Source organism: Glycomyces tritici, from assembly GCF_030403505.1.
This window is the reverse complement of record NZ_JAUEMJ010000006.1, coordinates 119,769-136,868: the sequence shown is the minus strand read 5'-3', so window position 1 is coordinate 136,868 and position 17,100 is coordinate 119,769. Positions and strand designations below refer to the sequence as shown.

Annotated in this window: 15 protein-coding genes; 9 read left to right on the top strand and 6 right to left on the bottom strand. The window is 71.5% G+C overall.

Going from position 1 to position 17,100, the window contains the following annotated elements; translation table 11 throughout:
- Nucleotides 1-474 precede the first annotated feature (474 nt).
- The 4 genes from purB to purL all read left to right on the top strand — a co-directional run bounded on the left by purB (nucleotide 475) and on the right by purL (nucleotide 5,214).
- Nucleotides 475-1,893 (top strand): adenylosuccinate lyase, encoded by a 1,419-nt coding sequence (gene purB, locus QWI33_RS19575; RefSeq protein WP_289958837.1) that lies wholly within the window; start codon nucleotides 475-477, stop codon nucleotides 1,891-1,893.
- Between the two features lie 107 nt (nucleotides 1,894-2,000).
- On the top strand, nucleotides 2,001-2,246 hold the full coding sequence (gene purS, locus QWI33_RS19570) for a phosphoribosylformylglycinamidine synthase subunit PurS (RefSeq protein WP_205324642.1): 246 nt from the start codon (nucleotides 2,001-2,003) through the stop codon (nucleotides 2,244-2,246).
- Nucleotides 2,243-2,941: a phosphoribosylformylglycinamidine synthase subunit PurQ gene (gene purQ, locus QWI33_RS19565; protein ID WP_289958836.1), complete on the top strand. Its 699-nt coding sequence runs from the start codon at nucleotides 2,243-2,245 to the stop codon at nucleotides 2,939-2,941. The genes purS and purQ overlap by 4 nt, the downstream gene beginning before the upstream one ends.
- On the top strand, nucleotides 2,938-5,214 hold the full coding sequence (gene purL / locus QWI33_RS19560; RefSeq protein WP_289958835.1) for a phosphoribosylformylglycinamidine synthase subunit PurL: 2,277 nt from the start codon (nucleotides 2,938-2,940) through the stop codon (nucleotides 5,212-5,214). Before purQ ends, purL begins: the two co-directional genes overlap by 4 nt.
- 77 nt (nucleotides 5,215-5,291) lie before the next feature.
- Here purL and QWI33_RS19555 read toward each other — a convergent pair whose 3' ends face one another.
- The gene (locus QWI33_RS19555; RefSeq protein WP_353895531.1) at nucleotides 5,292-5,633 is read right to left on the bottom strand and encodes a sterol carrier family protein; all 342 of its coding nucleotides are present in this window, start codon (nucleotides 5,631-5,633) and stop codon (nucleotides 5,292-5,294) included.
- A gap of 275 nt (nucleotides 5,634-5,908) precedes the next feature.
- Here QWI33_RS19555 and QWI33_RS19550 point away from each other — a divergent pair, with 275 nt between their 5' ends.
- From QWI33_RS19550 to purM, 3 genes are all read left to right on the top strand, one after another.
- Nucleotides 5,909-8,005: a carboxypeptidase regulatory-like domain-containing protein gene (locus QWI33_RS19550; RefSeq protein WP_289958833.1), complete on the top strand. Its 2,097-nt coding sequence runs from the start codon at nucleotides 5,909-5,911 to the stop codon at nucleotides 8,003-8,005.
- Between the two features lie 855 nt (nucleotides 8,006-8,860).
- Nucleotides 8,861-10,378, top strand: a complete 1,518-nt coding sequence (gene purF, locus QWI33_RS19545; RefSeq protein ID WP_289958832.1) for an amidophosphoribosyltransferase — start codon at nucleotides 8,861-8,863, stop codon at nucleotides 10,376-10,378.
- Nucleotides 10,333-11,454: a phosphoribosylformylglycinamidine cyclo-ligase gene (purM, locus tag QWI33_RS19540; protein ID WP_435367596.1), complete on the top strand. Its 1,122-nt coding sequence runs from the start codon at nucleotides 10,333-10,335 to the stop codon at nucleotides 11,452-11,454. The genes purF and purM overlap by 46 nt, the downstream gene beginning before the upstream one ends.
- On the opposite strand, the gene QWI33_RS19535 is transcribed toward purM, so the two are convergent.
- Nucleotides 11,420-12,475: a phosphatase PAP2 family protein gene (locus tag QWI33_RS19535; RefSeq protein ID WP_289958830.1), complete on the bottom strand. Its 1,056-nt coding sequence runs from the start codon at nucleotides 12,473-12,475 to the stop codon at nucleotides 11,420-11,422. The two genes, purM and QWI33_RS19535, sit on opposite strands and share 35 nt — an antisense overlap.
- A 255-nt stretch (nucleotides 12,476-12,730) precedes the next feature.
- Nucleotides 12,731-13,906, bottom strand: a complete 1,176-nt coding sequence (locus QWI33_RS19530; protein ID WP_289958829.1) for an alkene reductase — start codon at nucleotides 13,904-13,906, stop codon at nucleotides 12,731-12,733.
- A 56-nt stretch (nucleotides 13,907-13,962) separates the two neighbouring features.
- Between QWI33_RS19530 and QWI33_RS19525 the strand changes: the two genes are divergently transcribed.
- Entirely contained in the window at nucleotides 13,963-14,325 is a 363-nt protein-coding gene (locus QWI33_RS19525) for a MerR family transcriptional regulator (protein ID WP_289958828.1), read from the top strand.
- A gap of 149 nt (nucleotides 14,326-14,474) precedes the next feature.
- On the opposite strand, the gene QWI33_RS19520 is transcribed toward QWI33_RS19525, so the two are convergent.
- A complete protein-coding gene (locus QWI33_RS19520; protein ID WP_289958827.1) occupies nucleotides 14,475-15,185 on the bottom strand; it encodes a maleylpyruvate isomerase family mycothiol-dependent enzyme in 711 nt (236 codons plus the stop codon).
- 183 nt (nucleotides 15,186-15,368) lie between these two features.
- Between QWI33_RS19520 and QWI33_RS19515 the strand changes: the two genes are divergently transcribed.
- On the top strand, nucleotides 15,369-15,878 hold the full coding sequence (locus tag QWI33_RS19515; protein ID WP_289958826.1) for a hypothetical protein: 510 nt from the start codon (nucleotides 15,369-15,371) through the stop codon (nucleotides 15,876-15,878).
- 3 nt (nucleotides 15,879-15,881) lie between these two features.
- Here the strand turns inward: QWI33_RS19515 and QWI33_RS19510 are convergent, their stop codons facing one another.
- Both QWI33_RS19510 and QWI33_RS19505 read right to left on the bottom strand, forming a co-directional pair.
- Nucleotides 15,882-16,346 carry a hypothetical protein gene (locus QWI33_RS19510; RefSeq protein WP_289958825.1) on the bottom strand — a complete coding sequence of 155 codons (465 nt, stop codon included), beginning with the start codon at nucleotides 16,344-16,346 and terminating at the stop codon, nucleotides 15,882-15,884.
- Nucleotides 16,347-16,429: 83 nt separating this feature from the next.
- Nucleotides 16,430-17,020, bottom strand: a complete 591-nt coding sequence (locus QWI33_RS19505) for an isochorismatase family protein (RefSeq protein ID WP_289958824.1) — start codon at nucleotides 17,018-17,020, stop codon at nucleotides 16,430-16,432.
- Nucleotides 17,021-17,100 lie beyond the last annotated feature (80 nt).

Here is a 17,100-nt window from a genome sequence, read left to right as displayed (position 1 = left end):
ACTCGGGACCCGAGCGTGCCCCGAGCGGGGCCGCGGGCGAGCGCGCTCAAGCGTGCGCGGACGGCCTCTTTCGGGTGACAGGACGGCCGCGAGGGCCGGTTCTTGTCGTACCCGGGCGGCATCGTGGGCACTACGGTCCCCAGGGTGGGTGGGGGTTTGGGATGGTTTTAACGGTGACCCACCCTTACTAGGGCGGGTATGCGCACACGCCCACAAGCCGCGATCGCGGCACCCGGGATCGGAAGCGCGGCGACCGTGACCGCACGCCGCGAGCGCCCGAACCCGTGCGCTGCCGGGCCGCGGCCCGGCGCGGGTCCGAGAGCGGGGCTGGGCGCGAGGCAGGCCGCGAAGCCGCCCCGGCCGCAGCGCGGGTCCGAGAGCGAGACAGGACGCGAAGCCGCCCCGGCCGCAGCGCGGGTCACGGTCGGGGAACGACCCTGCTCACGCGTGCGCGCGCAGTGCCATGATGGGCGCGTGACTGCGAATGTGCTCGCCGAGCGTTATGCCTCCGCCTCGATGCGCGACATCTGGGACCCCGTCGGCAAGATCAAGGCCGAGCGGCGCCTCTGGCTGGCCGTCCTCCAGGCCCAGCACGACCTGGGCGTCACCGTCCCCGACGGTGTGATCGCCGACTACGAGCGCGTGCTCGACCAGGTCGACCTCGCCTCCATCGCCGACCGCGAGCGCATCACGAAGCACGATGTGAAGGCCCGCATCGAGGAGTTCTCCGACCTCGCCGGGCACCAGCACATCCACAAGGGCATGACCAGCCGCGACCTCACCGAGAACGTCGAGCAGATGCAGGTCCGCCAGTCCCTCGAGCTGGTGCGCGACCGCCTCGTCGCCGCCCTCGTGCGCCTCGCGGCCCGCGCCGTGGAGCACCGCGACCTCGTCATGGCCGGGCGCAGCCACAACGTGCCCGCCCAGGCCACCACCCTCGGCAAGCGGTTCGCGACCTGGGCCGAAGAGCTCCTCGCCGCCCTCGACCGCATCGAGGACCTCCTCAAGCGCTACCCGCTGCGCGGCATCAAGGGCCCCGTGGGCACCGCGCAGGACATGCTCGACCTCTTCGACGGCGACACCGGCAAACTCGCCGAACTCGAGACCCGCGTCGCCCGCCACCTCGGCTTCGACCGCGTCATGGACTCGGTCGGCCAGGTCTACCCCCGCTCGCTCGACTACGAGGTCGGCTCCGCGCTCGTCCAGGCCGTCGCCGGGCCCTCGTCCGCGGCGCTCACCATCCGCCTCATGGCCGGCGCCGAACTCGCCACCGAGGGCTTCATGCCCGGCCAGGTCGGCTCCTCCGCCATGCCGCACAAGATGAACACCCGCTCCTCCGAGCGCGTGAACGGCCTCGCCGTCGTCGTGCGCGGGTACGCCGCGATGCTCGGCGAACTCGCGGGCGACCAGTGGAACGAAGGGGACGTCTCCTGCTCGGTGGTCCGCCGCGTCGCCCTCCCCGACCTCTTCTACGCCGTCGACGGATTGTTTGAGACCTTCCTCACGATCCTCGACAACTTCGGGGCCTACCCGGCCGTCGTCGGCACCGAGCTCGACCGCTACCTGCCGTTCCTGACCTCCACAAAGGTCCTCATGGCGGCCGTCAAGCAGGGCGGCGGCCGCGAGGACGCGCACGAGGCCATCAAGGAGCACGCCGTCGCCGTCGCCCGCGCCATGCGCGAGAGCGGCCAGCGGGAGAACGACCTGTTCGACCGCCTCGCCGCCGACCCCCGCCTGCCCCTCGACCGGGCCGGCCTCGACGCCCTCGTCGCGAATCCGGGTGAATTCATCGGCGCCGCAGGCGATCAGGTGGACCGTGTCGCCGAAAGGGTGGCCGGTGCGGCGAAAGCGCACCCTGAGGCCGCGTCCTACCGACCGGGAAACATCCTATGACTCGCTGTGACCTGGCACCGTCCTCGTAGCTCGGCACTGGCCCTGGTCAGGGCCGGTGAATATGCTTGCCCTGTTGTCCCGTCCATGTGACCGACAGGAGTGCGCCCGTGGCCCGTGTAGTGGTCGACGTGATGCTGAAGTCCGAAATCCTCGACCCCCAGGGCGAGGCCGTCCTCGGGGCGCTGCCCCGGCTGGGCGTCAACGACGTGTCGTCGGTTCGGATCGGCAAGCGCGTTGAAATCGAGTTCGACGAGAACGCCCAGAACGTCGAGGAGCAGTCGCGAGTGATCGCCGACCAGCTCCTGGCCAACCCGGTCATCGAGAGCTTCTCGCTGTCGATCGAGGGCGCATGAGCGCGCGCGTCGGGGTCGTGACCTTCCCCGGCTCGCTCGACGACCGGGACGCCGCCCGCGCGGTGCGCCTGGCCGGCGGCGAGCCGGTGGGGCTGTGGCACGACGACGCCGCGCTCGGCCGCGTCGACGCCGTATTCCTGCCCGGCGGGTTCTCCTACGGGGACGCGCTGCGCTGCGGCGCCATCGCCCGCTTCTCGCAGGTGATGGACACCGTCAAGGCCGCCGCGGCCCAGGGGATGCCCGTCCTCGGGGTCTGCAACGGCTTCCAGGTGCTGTGCGAATCGCACCTGCTGCCGGGAGCGCTCGTGCGCAACGCGCACCTGCGCTACCGCAACCGCCCCGCGCGCCTGCGCGTCGAGACCACCCGCACCGCGTGGACGCGTCTCTACGAGCCGGGCAGCGAAGTGGTCTTCCCCGCCAAGCACGGCGAGGGCCGGTACGTCGCCGACGAGGCCGTCCTCGACCAGCTCGAGGCCGACGGCCGCGTCGTCTTCCGGTACCTCGACAACCCGAACGGCTCGATGCGCGACATCGCCGGGGTGACCAACGAGGCCGGGAACGTCGTGGGCCTCATGCCCCACCCCGAGCACGCCGTCGACGAGCTGACCGGCCCGTCGAACGACGGGCTCGGCATCGTCGCCTCCGTCCTGGCCCACCTCACCGGGGCCGCCGACACCAGTGGAGTCAGCCGATGAGCCAGCTCAACGTCGCCATCGACACCGTCGGAGTCGCCGACGCGACCCCCGACGAGAAGCAGCCGTGGGCCGAACTGGGCCTGAAAGAGGACGAGTACCAGCGGATCCGCGAGATCCTCGGGCGCCGCCCCACCCAGTCCGAGCTCGCCATGTACTCGATCATGTGGTCCGAGCACTGCTCGTACAAGTCCAGCCGCGTGCACCTGCGCCAGTTCGGCGAGAAGAACCCGAAGACCCCGCGCCTCCTGGCCGGGATCGGGGAGAACGCGGGCGTCGTCGCCATCGACGAGAACATCGCGGTCACCTTCAAGGTCGAATCCCACAACCACCCGTCCTACGTGGAACCCAAGCAGGGGGCGGCCACCGGCGTCGGCGGCATCATCCGCGACATCATCGCCATGGGCGCCCGCCCGATCGCCGTCATGGACTCCCTCCGCTTCGGCGCCATCGACCACCCCGACACCGCCCGGGTCCTCCCGGGCGTCGTCGACGGCATCGGCCACTACGGCAACTGCGTGGGCCTGCCCAACATCGGCGGCGAGACCTACTTCGACGCCTGCTACCAGGGCAACCCGCTCGTCAACGCCCTCAGCGTCGGCGTCATGCCCCGCTCCCGCCTCCAGTCCATGCAGGCCAGCGGCGTCGGCAACACCGTGATCCTCATGGGCGCCAAGACCGGCCGCGACGGCATCGGCGGCGTCTCCGTCCTCGCCAGCGCCACCTTCTCCGAGACCGGCGAAGGCGACGCCCGCCCCAGCGTCCAGGTCGGCGACCCGTTCACCGAGAAGCTGCTCATCGAGGTCTGCCTCGAGCTCTTCGACGAAGGGCTCGTCGTCGGCGTCCAGGACCTCGGCGGCGCCGGCCTCACCTGCGCGCTCAGCGAGACCGCGGCCGCCGGCGACGGCGGCATGCACGTCGACCTCGAACGGGTCCCGCTGCGCGCCAAGGGCATGGAGCCGCAGGACATCCTCGCCTCGGAGTCGCAGGAGCGGATGCTCCTCATCGTCGACCCCGCCAAGGCCGAAGAAGTCCTCGCGCGCTCGCACCGCTGGGGCCTGCTCGCCACCGAGATCGGCACCGTCACCGACACCGGCCGCCTCGTCGTCGACTTCCACGGCCAGACCGTCGTCGACGTCCCGCCGAAGTCGCTCGCCGACGAGGGCCCGGTCTACCACCGGCCCATCGCCGAGCCGAACGACCTGGGGCTCATCGCGGTCGACCGGGCCGAGACGCTGCCGCGTCCGACCACCGACGAGGAGATCCGCCAGACCGTCCTCGACATGGCCGCCAGCCCCAACCTGTGCGACAAGTCCTGGATCACCGAGCAGTACGACTCCTCGGTCTTCGGCAACACCGTCCTCGGCACCCCGCACGACGCGGGCGTCGTCCGCCTGGACGAGCGCACCGGCGTGGGCATCGCGATCTCCCTGGACGGCAACGGCCGCTTCGCGCGGCTCGACCCGTACGTGGGCGCGCAGCTCTCGCTCGCCGAGGCCTACCGGAACGTCGCCGTCACCGGCGCGACCCCGATCGCCATCTCCGACTGCCTCAACTTCGGCTCGCCGGAGGACCCGCACGTCATGTGGCAGTTTGAGCGGGCCGTCACCGGCATCGCCGACGGCGCGCAGAAGCTCGGCATCCCCGTCACCGGCGGCAACGTCTCGTTCTACAACCAGACCGGCCGCGACGCGATCCACCCCACGCCCGTCATCGGCGTGCTCGGCGTGATCGACGACGTGGCCCGCCGCATCCCGCTCGGCCTGGGCAAGACCGGCGACACCATCGCGCTCATCGGCACCACCGAAGAGGAGCTCTCCGGCTCCGAGTGGGCGTCGGTCAAGCACGGCCACCTCGGCGGCGTGCCGCCGAAGGTCGACCTCGACCACGAGATGAAGCTCGCCGAGCTCCTCTCGCGCCTGGCCGAGACCGAGCAGCTCGCCGCCGCGCACGACCTCTCCGAGGGCGGGCTGGCGCAGGCCCTGGTGGAGGCGATCTGCCACTCCGGGCTCGGCGCGCAGATCCTCCTGCCCGAGGGCGCGGACCCGTTCACGTACCTGTTCTCGGAGTCGTCCGGGCGGGTGCTCGTGGTGATCCCGCGCGGCCAGGAGCTGGCCGTGCGCACCGCGTGCGAGCAGCGCGGGCTGCCGATCACGCCGCTGGGCGTGACCGACGCGAACACCGACGGCCTGCACCTGCGCGACCACTTCGACATCGGCCGCGAGGAGCTCGAGGCGTCCTGGAAGGGCCGCATCGGGGTCTACCTCGGCGAGTAAGGCCACAGCGAACGACGGCGGCCCCGGAGCTTCGGCTCCGGGGCCGCCGTCGTCAATCGTCAAAGAAAAGGAAGCGGCTACTCGTCGAGCGGTTCACCAGTGGGCGCGGCGAGCGGGAGCAGGTCGCTCAGGTCGGCGCGCTGGCCGGAGGCCGAGACCTTGCCGGATTTGAGCGCCTCCTGCCAGCCGGTGCGGCCGGTGGCGAGGAGGAGGAACACGAGCGGTTGACATTCGACGACGTTCGGGGGCGTGCCGCGGCGGTGCCGCGGGCCTTCGACGCACTGCACCGCACCGTACGGTGGGACGCGCACTTCCACAGTGTGACCAGGGGCTTTCGCGGCCAGGGCCTGGAGCAGCGCCCGGACGGCGCCCTTGAGGGACTCCCGGTCGGGTGCTTCATCGTTGTCGATCGCGGCCATGGCATCGACCACAGCGTCCACGGGGAGACCTCCGAACCACGTTAGACTGCCCGTTACGGCACGTCGCCGAACGGGCGTGCTCTTGCAATTGTGTGCCAGCCGCGTGCCTTGAAGACCGGGCTCACGGATGCCGCGCTGCCTGCACCCCGGTCCCGTGACCGAAATGAGACCAGGCATAGTGGCGACGACGGCCCGCTTCCGTGGGTTCGTCGTGCCTGCCCGTGGCAGATCGCCGCGAGTGGTGCTGGATGGCACATGCCCAGGAGGGGATGTAGATGACCGTAGCGGCCGTACCGAGCGGGGCCCAGACTAGCGTCCCGCGGTCCCGGCGCGGCGCACGGGGTGGCCTGCGCACTCGCCTGGCCGGCCTCGCCGCGGCGGCCGGTGTGCTCCTCGGCATCCTAGCGTTCCCGCAGGCGGCGGTCGCGCAGCAGGAGGTCGGCGGCTGGTTCAACGGGGCGTTCAACCCGAACCCGGTGAGCATCGGCGGACAGGCCACGGTCATCACCTTCACGGTGCAGAACTTCAACCCCGTGCAGCCCAAGAACATCACGATCAATGCGAAGGTGGACGGGCTCAACGACGTCATCGCCGCCGTCGACAACGACGGCGGAGCGGGCCTGTGCACCCGCGAGGACGCCGACAAGGTCAAGTGCGAGAACGTCGAGCCCAACGGGCAGCGGACCATCTCGTTCACCGTGACCACGGTCGTCGAAGCGGACCTGCCGAGCGGCGAGCAGCTCTCGGGGACCTTCACGGTCGATTTCGAGGGCCAGAGCCAGACGACCGGCGTCAACGTGCTCGGCACGTCGACCGTGTCGACGGTCTCGAAGATCAGCGGCGAGGTCACCTCGAACGCCGAGCCGGTGGCGGACGCCGACCTCGAGCTCACCGACGGTGAGGGCGAGACGCACGATGCGACCACCGACGAGGACGGCAAGTACGAGTTCACCGGCGACTCCTCGAACCCGATCGCGCCCGGCGAGATGACGCTGAAGATCACCGCGGACGGCTACGAGGAAAAGGAAGAGACGCTCAGCGTCCGTGAGGGCAGCGAGACCTACACGCTGAACATCACGCTCGCCGAGGAGGAGAAGGAGCCGACGGCCGAGACGACGTCCGCTGCGGAGGTGCCGACCTCCGAGTCGCCGCAGGCGACCGACAAGCCGGAGGAGGGCGGCATGTCGTCCACGCTGATCTTCCTCATCGTGATCGGTGCGCTGCTGGTCATCGGCGGCATCGTCGGCATCTTCTTCCTGCTGCGCGGCGGCAAGGACAAGGACGATGACGACGACGAGAGCTTCGCCCCGGACACCCCGCCGGACCACAAGCCGACCGCGGCCCAGGTCGGGACGCCCGGCGTCTACCAGGCCGCTCCCGGTCCCGAAGCGGACGCGCCGACGATGATCCACCCCGGCGGCCTCGTCGGCGGGGCCGCGGCCGCGCCGACCCAGTTCGGTCCCGCCTACGGCGGCGCCGACTCGACGCAGGTCATGCCGCAGGGCGGGTTCGGCGCCGCGCCCGGGATGCCGGGCGGCCAGGTCGGCCCGGACGGCACCACGCTCCTTCCGGTCGTCAAGCAGCCCGGCGGGCCCGGCGCTTCGGACGCCACGCAGATCATGCCGCAGGCGAACCTCGGTTCGCCGCCGCCGGCCGCACCGCCGAGCCCTTACGGCGACGCGGGCGCCACGCGGCCTTACTCGGCCCCGTCGGCACCGCCGAGCCCGTACAGCGACCCCGCCGCGACGCGCCCCCACCCGGGGCCGTCCCCGGCCGGCTCGCCGAGTCCTTACGGCGACCTCGGTTCGACGCGCCCCCACCCGGCGCCGACGCCGCCGCCGCCCGCGGCCGGTTCGATGTTCGAGCCGCAGCAGCCGGGAAGCGCGCCGCAGGACCGGGGTCACGGGGCGCCGAGCGCGCCCCAGGGCTACGGAGCGCCGAGCGCACCTCGCGATCAGGGTTACGGAGCGCCGAGCGCGCCCCGGGACCAGAGCTACGGGCCGCAGGGTTCGCCGAGCGCGCCGCAGTACGGTCCGGGCTCGCAGAGCTACGGGGCTCCGGGCGGCCAGCAGGGCTACGGCGCGCACGGTTCGCCGAGCGCCCCGCCCAGTGCGCCGAGGAGCGCCCCGCCGAGCAATGACGCGTACCCGAGCCAGTCCCTGCGCCGCGACCCGTACGCGCCGCAGGAGCAGCCGCAGCCGCCCGCCGGAGATTTCGGGGCGACGCGCGCGATGCCGCAGTACGGCGACCAGCCGCAGCCGCCGGCCGCGCCGTACGGCAACGAGCCGAACCGCGAGGACGAGGACCCGGACTCCAAGCGCAGCGACCGCCGCAACTGGGGCGAGTGGGACGACCGCCCCCGGTCCTGGTAGTCGGGCGCGAACGAGACGAGACACGGAACGCCGTGGCGGGCCCACCCCGCCCCCGGGCGGTGTCGGGGGGGCCCCACGGCCCCTCCCCCGGCACGCCCGTGCCGGGCAAAGCCCGGCACGGCGTTCCACTTCGAGGGGTCTGGCGGCGGGGACGCCGAAAGCGCTGTTGCGGCGTTCCGGTGAGCCCCCGATATTCAGCGTCGCATGGGGGTACGACACTGCGCTGTTCGAACAGCGGCGGTCCGGTCGAGGCTGGTGCGCCGCGGTCGAGTCCTGCGGCACGCGTCGGCGGGTTCGCGGTGCGCGTTCGGCGTTGCCCGCATGTCGGGCGCGGGCCGATGCTCCCTGAGGAGCGCTGCGGATTCGGCTTCCGTTCCCCCGCGCGGGCCGGCCGGGCAAGACGAACACGGCCACCACGCTCCTGCTTCCGCTCCCCCACGTGGGGCCGGCCGCTCCCGGGCACGGCCGCTCGCCGCACAGCGGCGGTCCGGTCGAAGCTGGTGCGACGCGGCCGAGCGCCGCGGCACGGCACTGACGGGTTCGCGGCGCGCGGTTCGGGGTTCCCCTGTGCGGGGACGGCCGCTCCCCGGGTTGGCCGCTCGTTGCGTGACCGCTTTCACGGTCGGGTGAGTGTGCGGGTCGGTTCTCGCCCCCTAGGCCGTTATGCGATGAGTTTCACCTCTTCATCGAGGGGTCCGGCCCACACCCGCCGTCGTTGGACGGTGGCGACTTCCCGCAGGTCCGATAGACTGAGGATGGCGGTTCCGCCAGATGGCGAAGCTTGCGGGCCATCGGTGTATGCGGATGGCGCAGCTCGTAAGCCATCGAAACAGCCCAGCAAACTGAGGAGTTGCAGTGGCCCGAGGTGACGGTCGACTCACCACGGAACTCGATCCCGACAATCCCGGCCCCCGCGACGCCTGCGGCGTCGTCGGCATCTGGGCCCCCGGGGAAGAGGTCTCGAAACTCACTTACTTCGGGCTCTACGCGCTCCAGCACCGCGGCCAGGAAGCCGCGGGCATCGCCGTCTCGGACGGTTCGCGCACTGTCGTCTACAAGGACCTCGGCCTCGTCGCCCAGGTCTTCGACGAGTCCACGCTCGCGCCCCTCCAGGGCCACCTGGCCATCGGCCACGCCCGCTACTCCACCACCGGCGCCCCCACCTGGGAGAACTCCCAGCCGACCATCCGGTCCACGTCCACGGGCACCGCGATCGCCTTGGCGCACAACGGCAACCTGGTGAACACCGCCGACCTCCTCAAAGAGGTCGACCGGCTGGGCATCGACATGGGCACCACCACCTCCGACACGCACCTCATCACCGCGCTCCTGGCCGCGCACCCGGACGAGTCCGTCGCCGCGGCCGCCGAGCGCGTGCTCCCGCAGCTGCGCGGCGCGTTCTGCCTGGTCTTCATGGACGAGAACACGCTGTACGCCGCCCGCGACCCGCAGGGCGTGCACCCGCTCGTCCTCGGCCGCCTCGCCTCCGGCTGGGCCGTCGCCTCCGAGACCGCCGCGCTCGACACGATCGGCGCCCACTTCGTGCGCGAGGTCGAGCCCGGCGAGCTGCTCACCATCGACGAGCACGGCCTGCGCTCCACCCGCTTCGCGAACCCCGAGCCCAAGGGCTGCCTGTTCGAGTACGTCTACCTCGCCCGCCCCGACACGAAGCTGGCCGGGCGCAACGTCTACGCCACCCGCGTCGAGGTCGGCCGCACCCTCGCCCGCGAGTACCCGGCCGAGGCGGACCTCGTCATCGGCGTCCCCGAGTCCGGCATCCCGGCCGCGATCGGCTTCGCGGAAGAGTCCGGGATCCCCTACGGCCAGGGCTTCACCAAGAACCAGTACGTGGGCCGCACCTTCATCCAGCCGTCGCAGTCCTTGCGGCAGTTGGGCATCCGCCTGAAACTCAACCCGCTCGTCGACCAGATCAAGGGCAAGCGCCTGGTCATCGTCGACGACACGATCGTGCGCGGCAACACCCAGCGCGCCCTCGTCCGGATGCTCCGCGAAGCGGGCGCGGTCGAGGTCCACATCCGCATCTCCGCGCCGCCGGTCAAGTGGCCGTGCTTCTACGGCATCGACTTCGCCACGCGCGCCGAGCTCATCGCCGGATCGCTCGACACCGACGGCATCCGCGCCCAGATCGGCGCCGACTCGCTCGGGTACGTCTCGATGGACGGCCTGGTCCGCGCCACCGAGCAGCCCGCGTCCCGGCTCTGCATGGCCTGCTTCGACGGCCACTACCCCATTGAACTGCCCGCTTCCGACCTCATCGGCAAGCACCTCATGGAACCGCCGCAGGCAGCGAAGCCGGGCGTTCAGCGATCGACCGAAGCGAGCACGCAAGTGCGGGAAGGGACCACAGCGTGAGCAGCGGCACCACCACTCCGAGGACCATCTCCTACCAGTCCGCGGGCGTCGACATCGACGCCGGCGACCGGGCCGTCGACGCCCTCAAGCCCTTGATCAAGAAGACCGTCCGGCCCGAGGTGGTCGGCGGGATCGGCGGGTTCGCCGGGCTGTTCGCGCTCGACACCGAGAAGTACAAGAAGCCGCTGCTCGCCTCCTCCACCGACGGGGTCGGCACGAAGCTCGTGATTGCCCAGAAGCTGGACATCCACGACACGGTCGGCATCGACCTCGTCGCGATGGTCGTCGACGACCTCGTCGTGTGCGGCGCCGAGCCGCTGTTCCTCCTCGACTACATCGCCACCGGCCAGGTCGTGCCCGAGAAGATCGCGGCCATCGGCGGCGGCATCGCGGACGGCTGCCGCTACGCCGGCTGCGCGCTCATCGGCGGCGAGATCGCCGAGCACCCGGGCGTCATGAAGCCCGACGACTACGACATCTCCGCCACGGGCGTGGGCGTCGTCGAAGCCGACCAGCTGCTCGGCCCCGAGCGCGTCAAGCCCGGCGACGTCGTGATCGCCATGCGCGCCTCCGGCGTGCACTCCAACGGCTTCTCGCTCGTGCGCGAGGCCCTGTTCGGCGTCGGCAAGATGGACCTGGGCACCGTCGTGCCCGAGTTCGGCAACCAGCGGACCCTCGGCGAGGAGCTGCTGACCCCGACCCACATCTACGCCAAGGACTGCCTCGAGCTGGCCAAGGAGTGCGACGTGCACGCCTTCGCGCACATCACCGGCGGCGGCATCGCCGGGAACCTCGTGCGTTCGGTCCCCGAAGGCCTCCAGATCGAGGTCGACCGCGGCACCTGGGCGCCGAACCCCGTGTTCGACGTCGTCCAGCGCATCGGCGGCATCGGCGACGAGGAGATGGAGCGGACCTTCAACATGGGCATCGGCATGGTCGCCATCGTCGCGCCCGACCAGGTCGACCGCTCGCTGGCGGTGCTCACCGCCCGCCACGTCGAGGCCTGGACCATCGGCGAGATCGCCGCGGGCGACGCCGGGGTCAAGCTCTCGGGCTCATATCTGACGGCTGGCTAGGGATCTCCGGGTCGCCTTCGGCGTCCCCGTCCGCTTGATCCGCGGCCGAGGCTTCGGCCTCGGCCGCTTCGAGCGCGTCCCGGTGCTGCTTCGCCTTGGTGCTGAGCCACAGCCAGATCAGGCCGAGCGTGGGCAGTACCGCGGCGCTGATGAGCGCCGGGACCAGGTGCAGGGTCGGCGTGAGCATGACGCCGAGGATGAGCAGCACTGAGATCAGGATCGTGCGCCGCGTCGCGGGGTCGAAGACCTGCAGCGGACCGAGCGGGATCGTATGCCACGGCACGCGCTTCGCGCTGCGGATGATGATGAGGCCCAGCAGGAACCCGGCCGGCTCGTCCGAGAACCAGTGCTGGCCCAGGAAGATCTGCGAGCTGAACACGATCGCGGGCGGGGCCAGCAGCAGCGTCCAGCGCGCCCAGGCCGGGATCACGTGGCCGATGAGCATCACGATGAGGCCGAACAGCAGGATCGAGTTCACGGCGTGCCCTGAGGGGAACGCGGTGGCGTCGGTGATGTTCGGCCCGCCGCCCTCGGGGTGGTACGTGAACAGCAGCGGACCGTCGGGCGAGACCTCCCGCAGCGCGAACGGGTGCTGCGAGAGCGGGCGGCCCAGCAGGTGCTTCATGCCGAGGATGCTCGCCAGGGTGATGAACGAGATGACGTACATCAGCAGCGGCCGGATCGACCGCGAGCGGAGCGCGCACCAGATGGCGATGAGCAGCGTGACCGTCGCGACCGTGCGCGCCTGGCCGAACTCGGCCCCGCCCTTGGCGAGGTTCCTGAGCCAGTCCACGTCGTTCGCGGTCGCGGCCCACACCCGGATGTCCCAGTCGAGCTGCACGAGCCACGACGGGTAGCTCACGAGGTACGCGAGCGCGAGGAACCCGAGGAACATGAAGAGGTCGGGCCACCAGCTCTTGGGGCGCTTCCCGTACGGCTCCCAGTCGAACCAGCCCACGGGGATGTATCGGCGCAGCGGTGTGATGATCTGTCCGACGAACGCATCGTCACGGACAGTCACACCTCGGTCCGTGATCCCCGCGCTCCTGCGCGCGGTCGCAGGCCGGTTCGATTCAGAAGGCATAGATGGATGTTCGCCTGCGAAAGTGAATTTTGATGCCGCCACACCCGAACTGGACCGAATTTGTTATCAGGTCGGTATATATGGTGTGGTTTGGGACGCAGCCTGATTGAGCTGCGCCGATACTCCGCGATACCGGTCACGTTCCGCCGAAACGCCTCCGCGCCCGTTGCCGTGACCGGCATCGCCTGCGGCTCAAGCCGAAACGGACCGCGTGTCGGAGGCGGAGATCACAGGATAGTCGGTGTAGCCTGCCGCGCCGCCGCCGTACAGCGGCAGGTCGGTGCGCAGTGGAGTGACCGGCGCGCCGGTGCGCAGCCGCTCGACCAGGTCCGGGTTGGCGATGAACGGACGGCCGAGGGCGACCAGGTCCGCGCCCGCGTCCAGGATGCGCTCCGCCGCGCCCAGGCCGCCGTCGGCGGGGAGCGGAGCCGACTCGGGCGCATCGGGATCCGAGGGGTTGGCGATGAGGGTCCCCTGCCAGTGCCGGCGCAGCGTCGCGAACAGCGGTGTGGGCGAGGCGTAGGCGAGGTGGAGGTAGGCCAGGCCGAGCGGCGCGAGAGCGTCGAGCAGGGCCGGGAACAGCTCGTCGGCGTCGTCCACGGTGATCCCGTTGTGCGGGTTGCCCGGTGAGAGGCGCAGACCGGTGCGCTCGGGGCCGATCGCGGCGGCCACGGCTTCGACGACCTCGACGACGAACCTGATGCGGTTCGCGACCGAGCCGCCGTACGCGTCGGTGCGGTGGTTGGTGCTGGTGGCGAGGAACTGGTTGAGCAGGTAGCCGTTGGCGGCGTGGACTTCCACGCCGTCGGCGCCGGCGCGGATCGCGTTCTGGGCGGCGGCGGTGAAGTCGGCGAGGGTGTCGCGGAGGTCGGCCTCGGTCATCTCGCGCGGGACGGGCGGTTCGCCGTGGCCGTTCGGGGTGTGGATGTACCCGGGCAGGGGGATCGCGGAGGGCGCCAACGGGATCAGGCCGCTGGTGTCGGGGTGGCCGATGCGGCCGCCGTGCTCGACCTGGAGGAAGATGCGGCCGCCCGCGGCGTGGACCGCATCGGTGACCTGTCGCCATCCGTCCACTTGGGACTCGGTGAAGAGGCCGGGGATGTCGGGGTAGGTGTAGCCGACCTGACTGGGGGAGCTGGCTTCGGCGACGATGAGGCCCGCTCCGGCGCGCTGCGCGTAGTACTCGGCCATGAGGGGCGTGGGGACGCCGCCGGCCGCGGCGCGGTTGCGGCTCATCGGGGGCATGACCACGCGGTTCGGCAGGTCGAGGTCGCCTAGGCGGGCGGGGGCGAGGAGGCGCTCTGCCGCGGCCTTCGAAGGCGCGGTCGGGGCGGTCGTCGTCTGCAGGGATGCGGTTTCGTTCGTCATGCCGGTACCGTAGAACCTGACACCAATGTCAGGTTCAAGGGATTGTGAGGTACGCCATGCGCATCGGTGAACTCGCCCGCCGCACGGGCGTCAGTGTCAGGTCGCTGCGGTACTACGAGGAGCAGGGACTGCTGGAGTCCGACCGTACCCCGGGCGGGCACCGCGAGTACGCCGAGCACGCGGTCGACCGGGTGATCCGGATCCAGGTGCTGTACGCCGCGGGGCTCAGCAGCCGCGTCATCGACAGCATCCTGCCGTGCATGCGCGACCACGACGGCGGCCCGAACGAGGCGGCCACGGCCACCCTCGCGGCGGACCTCACGGCCGAGCGCGAGCGCATCGATCAGGCCATCGCCGACCTGGAGCGGACCCGCGAGATCCTCGACGAGGTGATCGAGACCGCCTCCCTCCCGGCCTGACCGCGCCGCCCTGCGAAGGTTTTCGCAGGTCACAGGCTTTTGTCGGACCCTTGTGGGAGGGTGTCCTTTTCACTGGTAGTGGTGAAGGTGGGAACGGGTGGGTACCCGGGGCCGCCCGTATGGCCGCCGCGTCAGGTCACGACCGCCCGTCAGGTCAAGGGCCCCTTGAGGACCGCGAGGGCGGCGTTGCGGTCGCCGGTCCACTGGAACACGTCGTCGTTCGGGGTTCGCCTGCCGCGCAGCAGGAGCAGCAGATCGCCCGCGGTGCCCGCGATGTCCGCCACCGGTTCGCCGGGGCCGAAGACCCACCAGTCGCCGGTGTCGCTCGCCTCCAAGCGGATGCACACGTCCGGCGGCCAGGCCTTGCCGCGCCCGATCTGCCTGGGCGCCAGCACATCGAAGACCTCCGAGATCCCCGCGCACGCCAGCTCGGCGTCGAGCGGGCCCGATTCCCCCACGGCCCGTTCGGCATCCCACCGGTGCAGCATCATCGCCACCGACCGCGACCGCTGCCAGTACCCCGCGGTCGGCGGCGTGTAGTAGCCCCACGCGGGCGCCGACGGGTCGATGTCGAGCGCCATCAGCAGCACCTCGCCCGTGCCGTCGACCCAGCGGGTCAGCTCGTACGGGTCCTCGGGGACCTTCGGCGGGGCCTCGTCGGGCGGATCGCTCCGGCCGTCCCAGTCGGTGACGGCCGCGGCGGCGAACAGGTTCGCGGTGCCCACGTGCGCGGCGAGTTCGCCGAGGGTCCGGTCCTCGTCCCCGTGCTCGATCGGCGCGTCCAGGTCACCGCCGGCCAGGCAGGCGCCGAACGCGTCGAGCTCGCGCCGGAAATGGCGGAGAAACGACGCAGTATCCATGCTCCCAAGCCTATCCGCGAGTGTGACCCGGCGCTCCCTCCAGGTCCCTCGGGTTCGAACTGTGACCGACCCGGACTGCGCAGACGCCGCTTTCGGTCGCAATCCTCCTGCGGTGGAACGAGAACGGCTCCGGGAGACGAGGCGGCGGGGGCGGATGTCGGACCCGTCGCGGAGGATGGGGGCATGACCGACGCACCCGCCGCCCCCGATCCGATCATGGAGGCCATCGGCCGGGCCGTCATGGAGGGCCAGAACGGCGCCCGCGCGGCCGCCAGGACGCGGCTGACCGAACTCTGGGCCCGGATCGGCGTCACCGGCGACCCGCTGCACCGCTGCACGCTCGCCCACTCGATGGCCGACCTCTACGACGACGCCGCCCAGGCCCTCGCCTGGGACGTCCGCGCCCTCGACGCCGCCGATGCGGCCACCGACGAACGCGTGCAGGCCCACCACGCGGGCCTGCAGCTCGCGGGCTTCTACCCGTCCCTCCACCTCAACCTCGCCGACGACTACCGCCGACTGGCGTCCTTCGAGGCCGCGCAGGCCCACATCGACGCGGCCGAGCGGGCCGCCCCGGCGCTCCCCGAAGGCCCGTACGGCGACCTCATCCGCGGCGCCCTCAAGGAAGTCGCGGCGGCCGTCGCCGAGAAGGACACCGCCCCAAGGACATCGGCCCCCGGCTCCGGAGGCTGAGGCTCACTCGCCGAGGTGGCGGCGCAGCAGCGCCCGCTGGTACACGGCGACGGCCTCGCCGCGCGGGTCGTCGTCATCGTCCGCCTCATGGCGCCGGGAGTCGGCCTCGCGGCAGTGGTCGAGGATCGTGACGAGCCGGTCCGGCCGCAGCTCGGGCGCCAGGTCGTCGAAGCACAGATAGTAGCTGATGAGCAGGTCGAAACCGCCGGGTTCGCGCGGGTCCTGGAGGGACTCGTCCAGCTCGTCGATGAACCCGGGCGGTGCCGGGGCGATAGCCGCCCGGGCGTCGACCGCCGCGCGGACCGCGGCCGCCGCCCGCCGGGCCAGGTCGCGCGTGACCGGGTCCTCGAGCGGTGCGGCGAAGTTCGCGACGGTCCACTCCAGGTGCTCGGCGGCGAGCGCGAGCCGCTGCGGCGCGGGCAGGCGTCCGAACGCCGCCTCGAGCCGCTCGATCCGGTTGGGTGGCATGGTCGTCCCTCCTCTGCGCCGACGAGCGTGCCGGCCGCGCGTCGACGGTAGCGACGCGTCGCCACCGCTCGCGGTGGCGACCGCTACTTGAGGTCGGCGGCGGTGGGGACGACGACGCCGTAGGCGTCGGCGATGGTGGCCAGGGCGCTGTGGTGGAGCTGCTCGGCGCCGACCTCGGCGACGGCGGTGGCGAGTGGGCGGGTCGCGCAGGCGTCGGCGACGACCGTGGGGCGGTTGCCGCGCAGGGCCGCGCCCTCGGCGGTGAAGGTGACGCACATGTGGGTCATGAAGCCGACGACGATCACGTCGGTGTTCCCGGCGGCGTCGACGAGGTCGCCGAGTTCGGTGCCCACGAACGAGTTCGGGGCGCCCTTGACCACGACGGCCTCGCCTTCGGCGGGGGCGACCGAGGGGTGGATCGCGCCGTTGTCGGCCGTGACGTCGTAGTCGCTGCCCGGGCCGCCGTCGTGCTGCACGTGGATGATCGTTGTGCCGGCCTCGCGGGCGGCCGCGAGGAGCGCGGCGGCGTTGTCGAGTGCGGGGCGCCAGCCGGTCAGCTCCATCACGCCGCGCGTGTAGGTGTTCTGGTAGTCGACGAGGACCAGGGTCGATTCGGCGAGCGCGGCGGGGGTCTCGTCGGCGCCGCTGAGCCTGCGGATCGTGGATGAAGGCATGGTGGTGCTCCCTGCTTGTCGGTGTCGGTTCGGGCCGTCGGAGCGGCCCGGGCCAACGCTACGGCGATGCGCGGATGTCG

Excerpts from the sequence above, each read along its gene's own strand:
- purQ (WP_289958836.1), top strand. The coding sequence starts at position 2,243 with ATGAGCGCGCGCGTCGGGGTCGTGACCTTCCCCGGCTCGCTCGACGAC.
- purL (WP_289958835.1), top strand. The coding sequence starts at position 2,938 with ATGAGCCAGCTCAACGTCGCCATCGACACCGTCGGAGTCGCCGACGCG.
- QWI33_RS19555 (WP_353895531.1), bottom strand. The coding sequence starts at position 5,633 with ATGGCCGCGATCGACAACGATGAAGCACCCGACCGGGAGTCCCTCAAG.
- QWI33_RS19550 (WP_289958833.1), top strand. The coding sequence starts at position 5,909 with ATGACCGTAGCGGCCGTACCGAGCGGGGCCCAGACTAGCGTCCCGCGG.
- QWI33_RS19530 (WP_289958829.1), bottom strand. The coding sequence starts at position 13,906 with ATGACGAACGAAACCGCATCCCTGCAGACGACGACCGCCCCGACCGCG.
- QWI33_RS19525 (WP_289958828.1), top strand. The coding sequence starts at position 13,963 with ATGCGCATCGGTGAACTCGCCCGCCGCACGGGCGTCAGTGTCAGGTCG.
- QWI33_RS19520 (WP_289958827.1), bottom strand. The coding sequence starts at position 15,185 with ATGGATACTGCGTCGTTTCTCCGCCATTTCCGGCGCGAGCTCGACGCG.
- QWI33_RS19515 (WP_289958826.1), top strand. The coding sequence starts at position 15,369 with ATGACCGACGCACCCGCCGCCCCCGATCCGATCATGGAGGCCATCGGC.
- QWI33_RS19510 (WP_289958825.1), bottom strand. The coding sequence starts at position 16,346 with ATGCCACCCAACCGGATCGAGCGGCTCGAGGCGGCGTTCGGACGCCTG.
- QWI33_RS19505 (WP_289958824.1), bottom strand. The coding sequence starts at position 17,020 with ATGCCTTCATCCACGATCCGCAGGCTCAGCGGCGCCGACGAGACCCCC.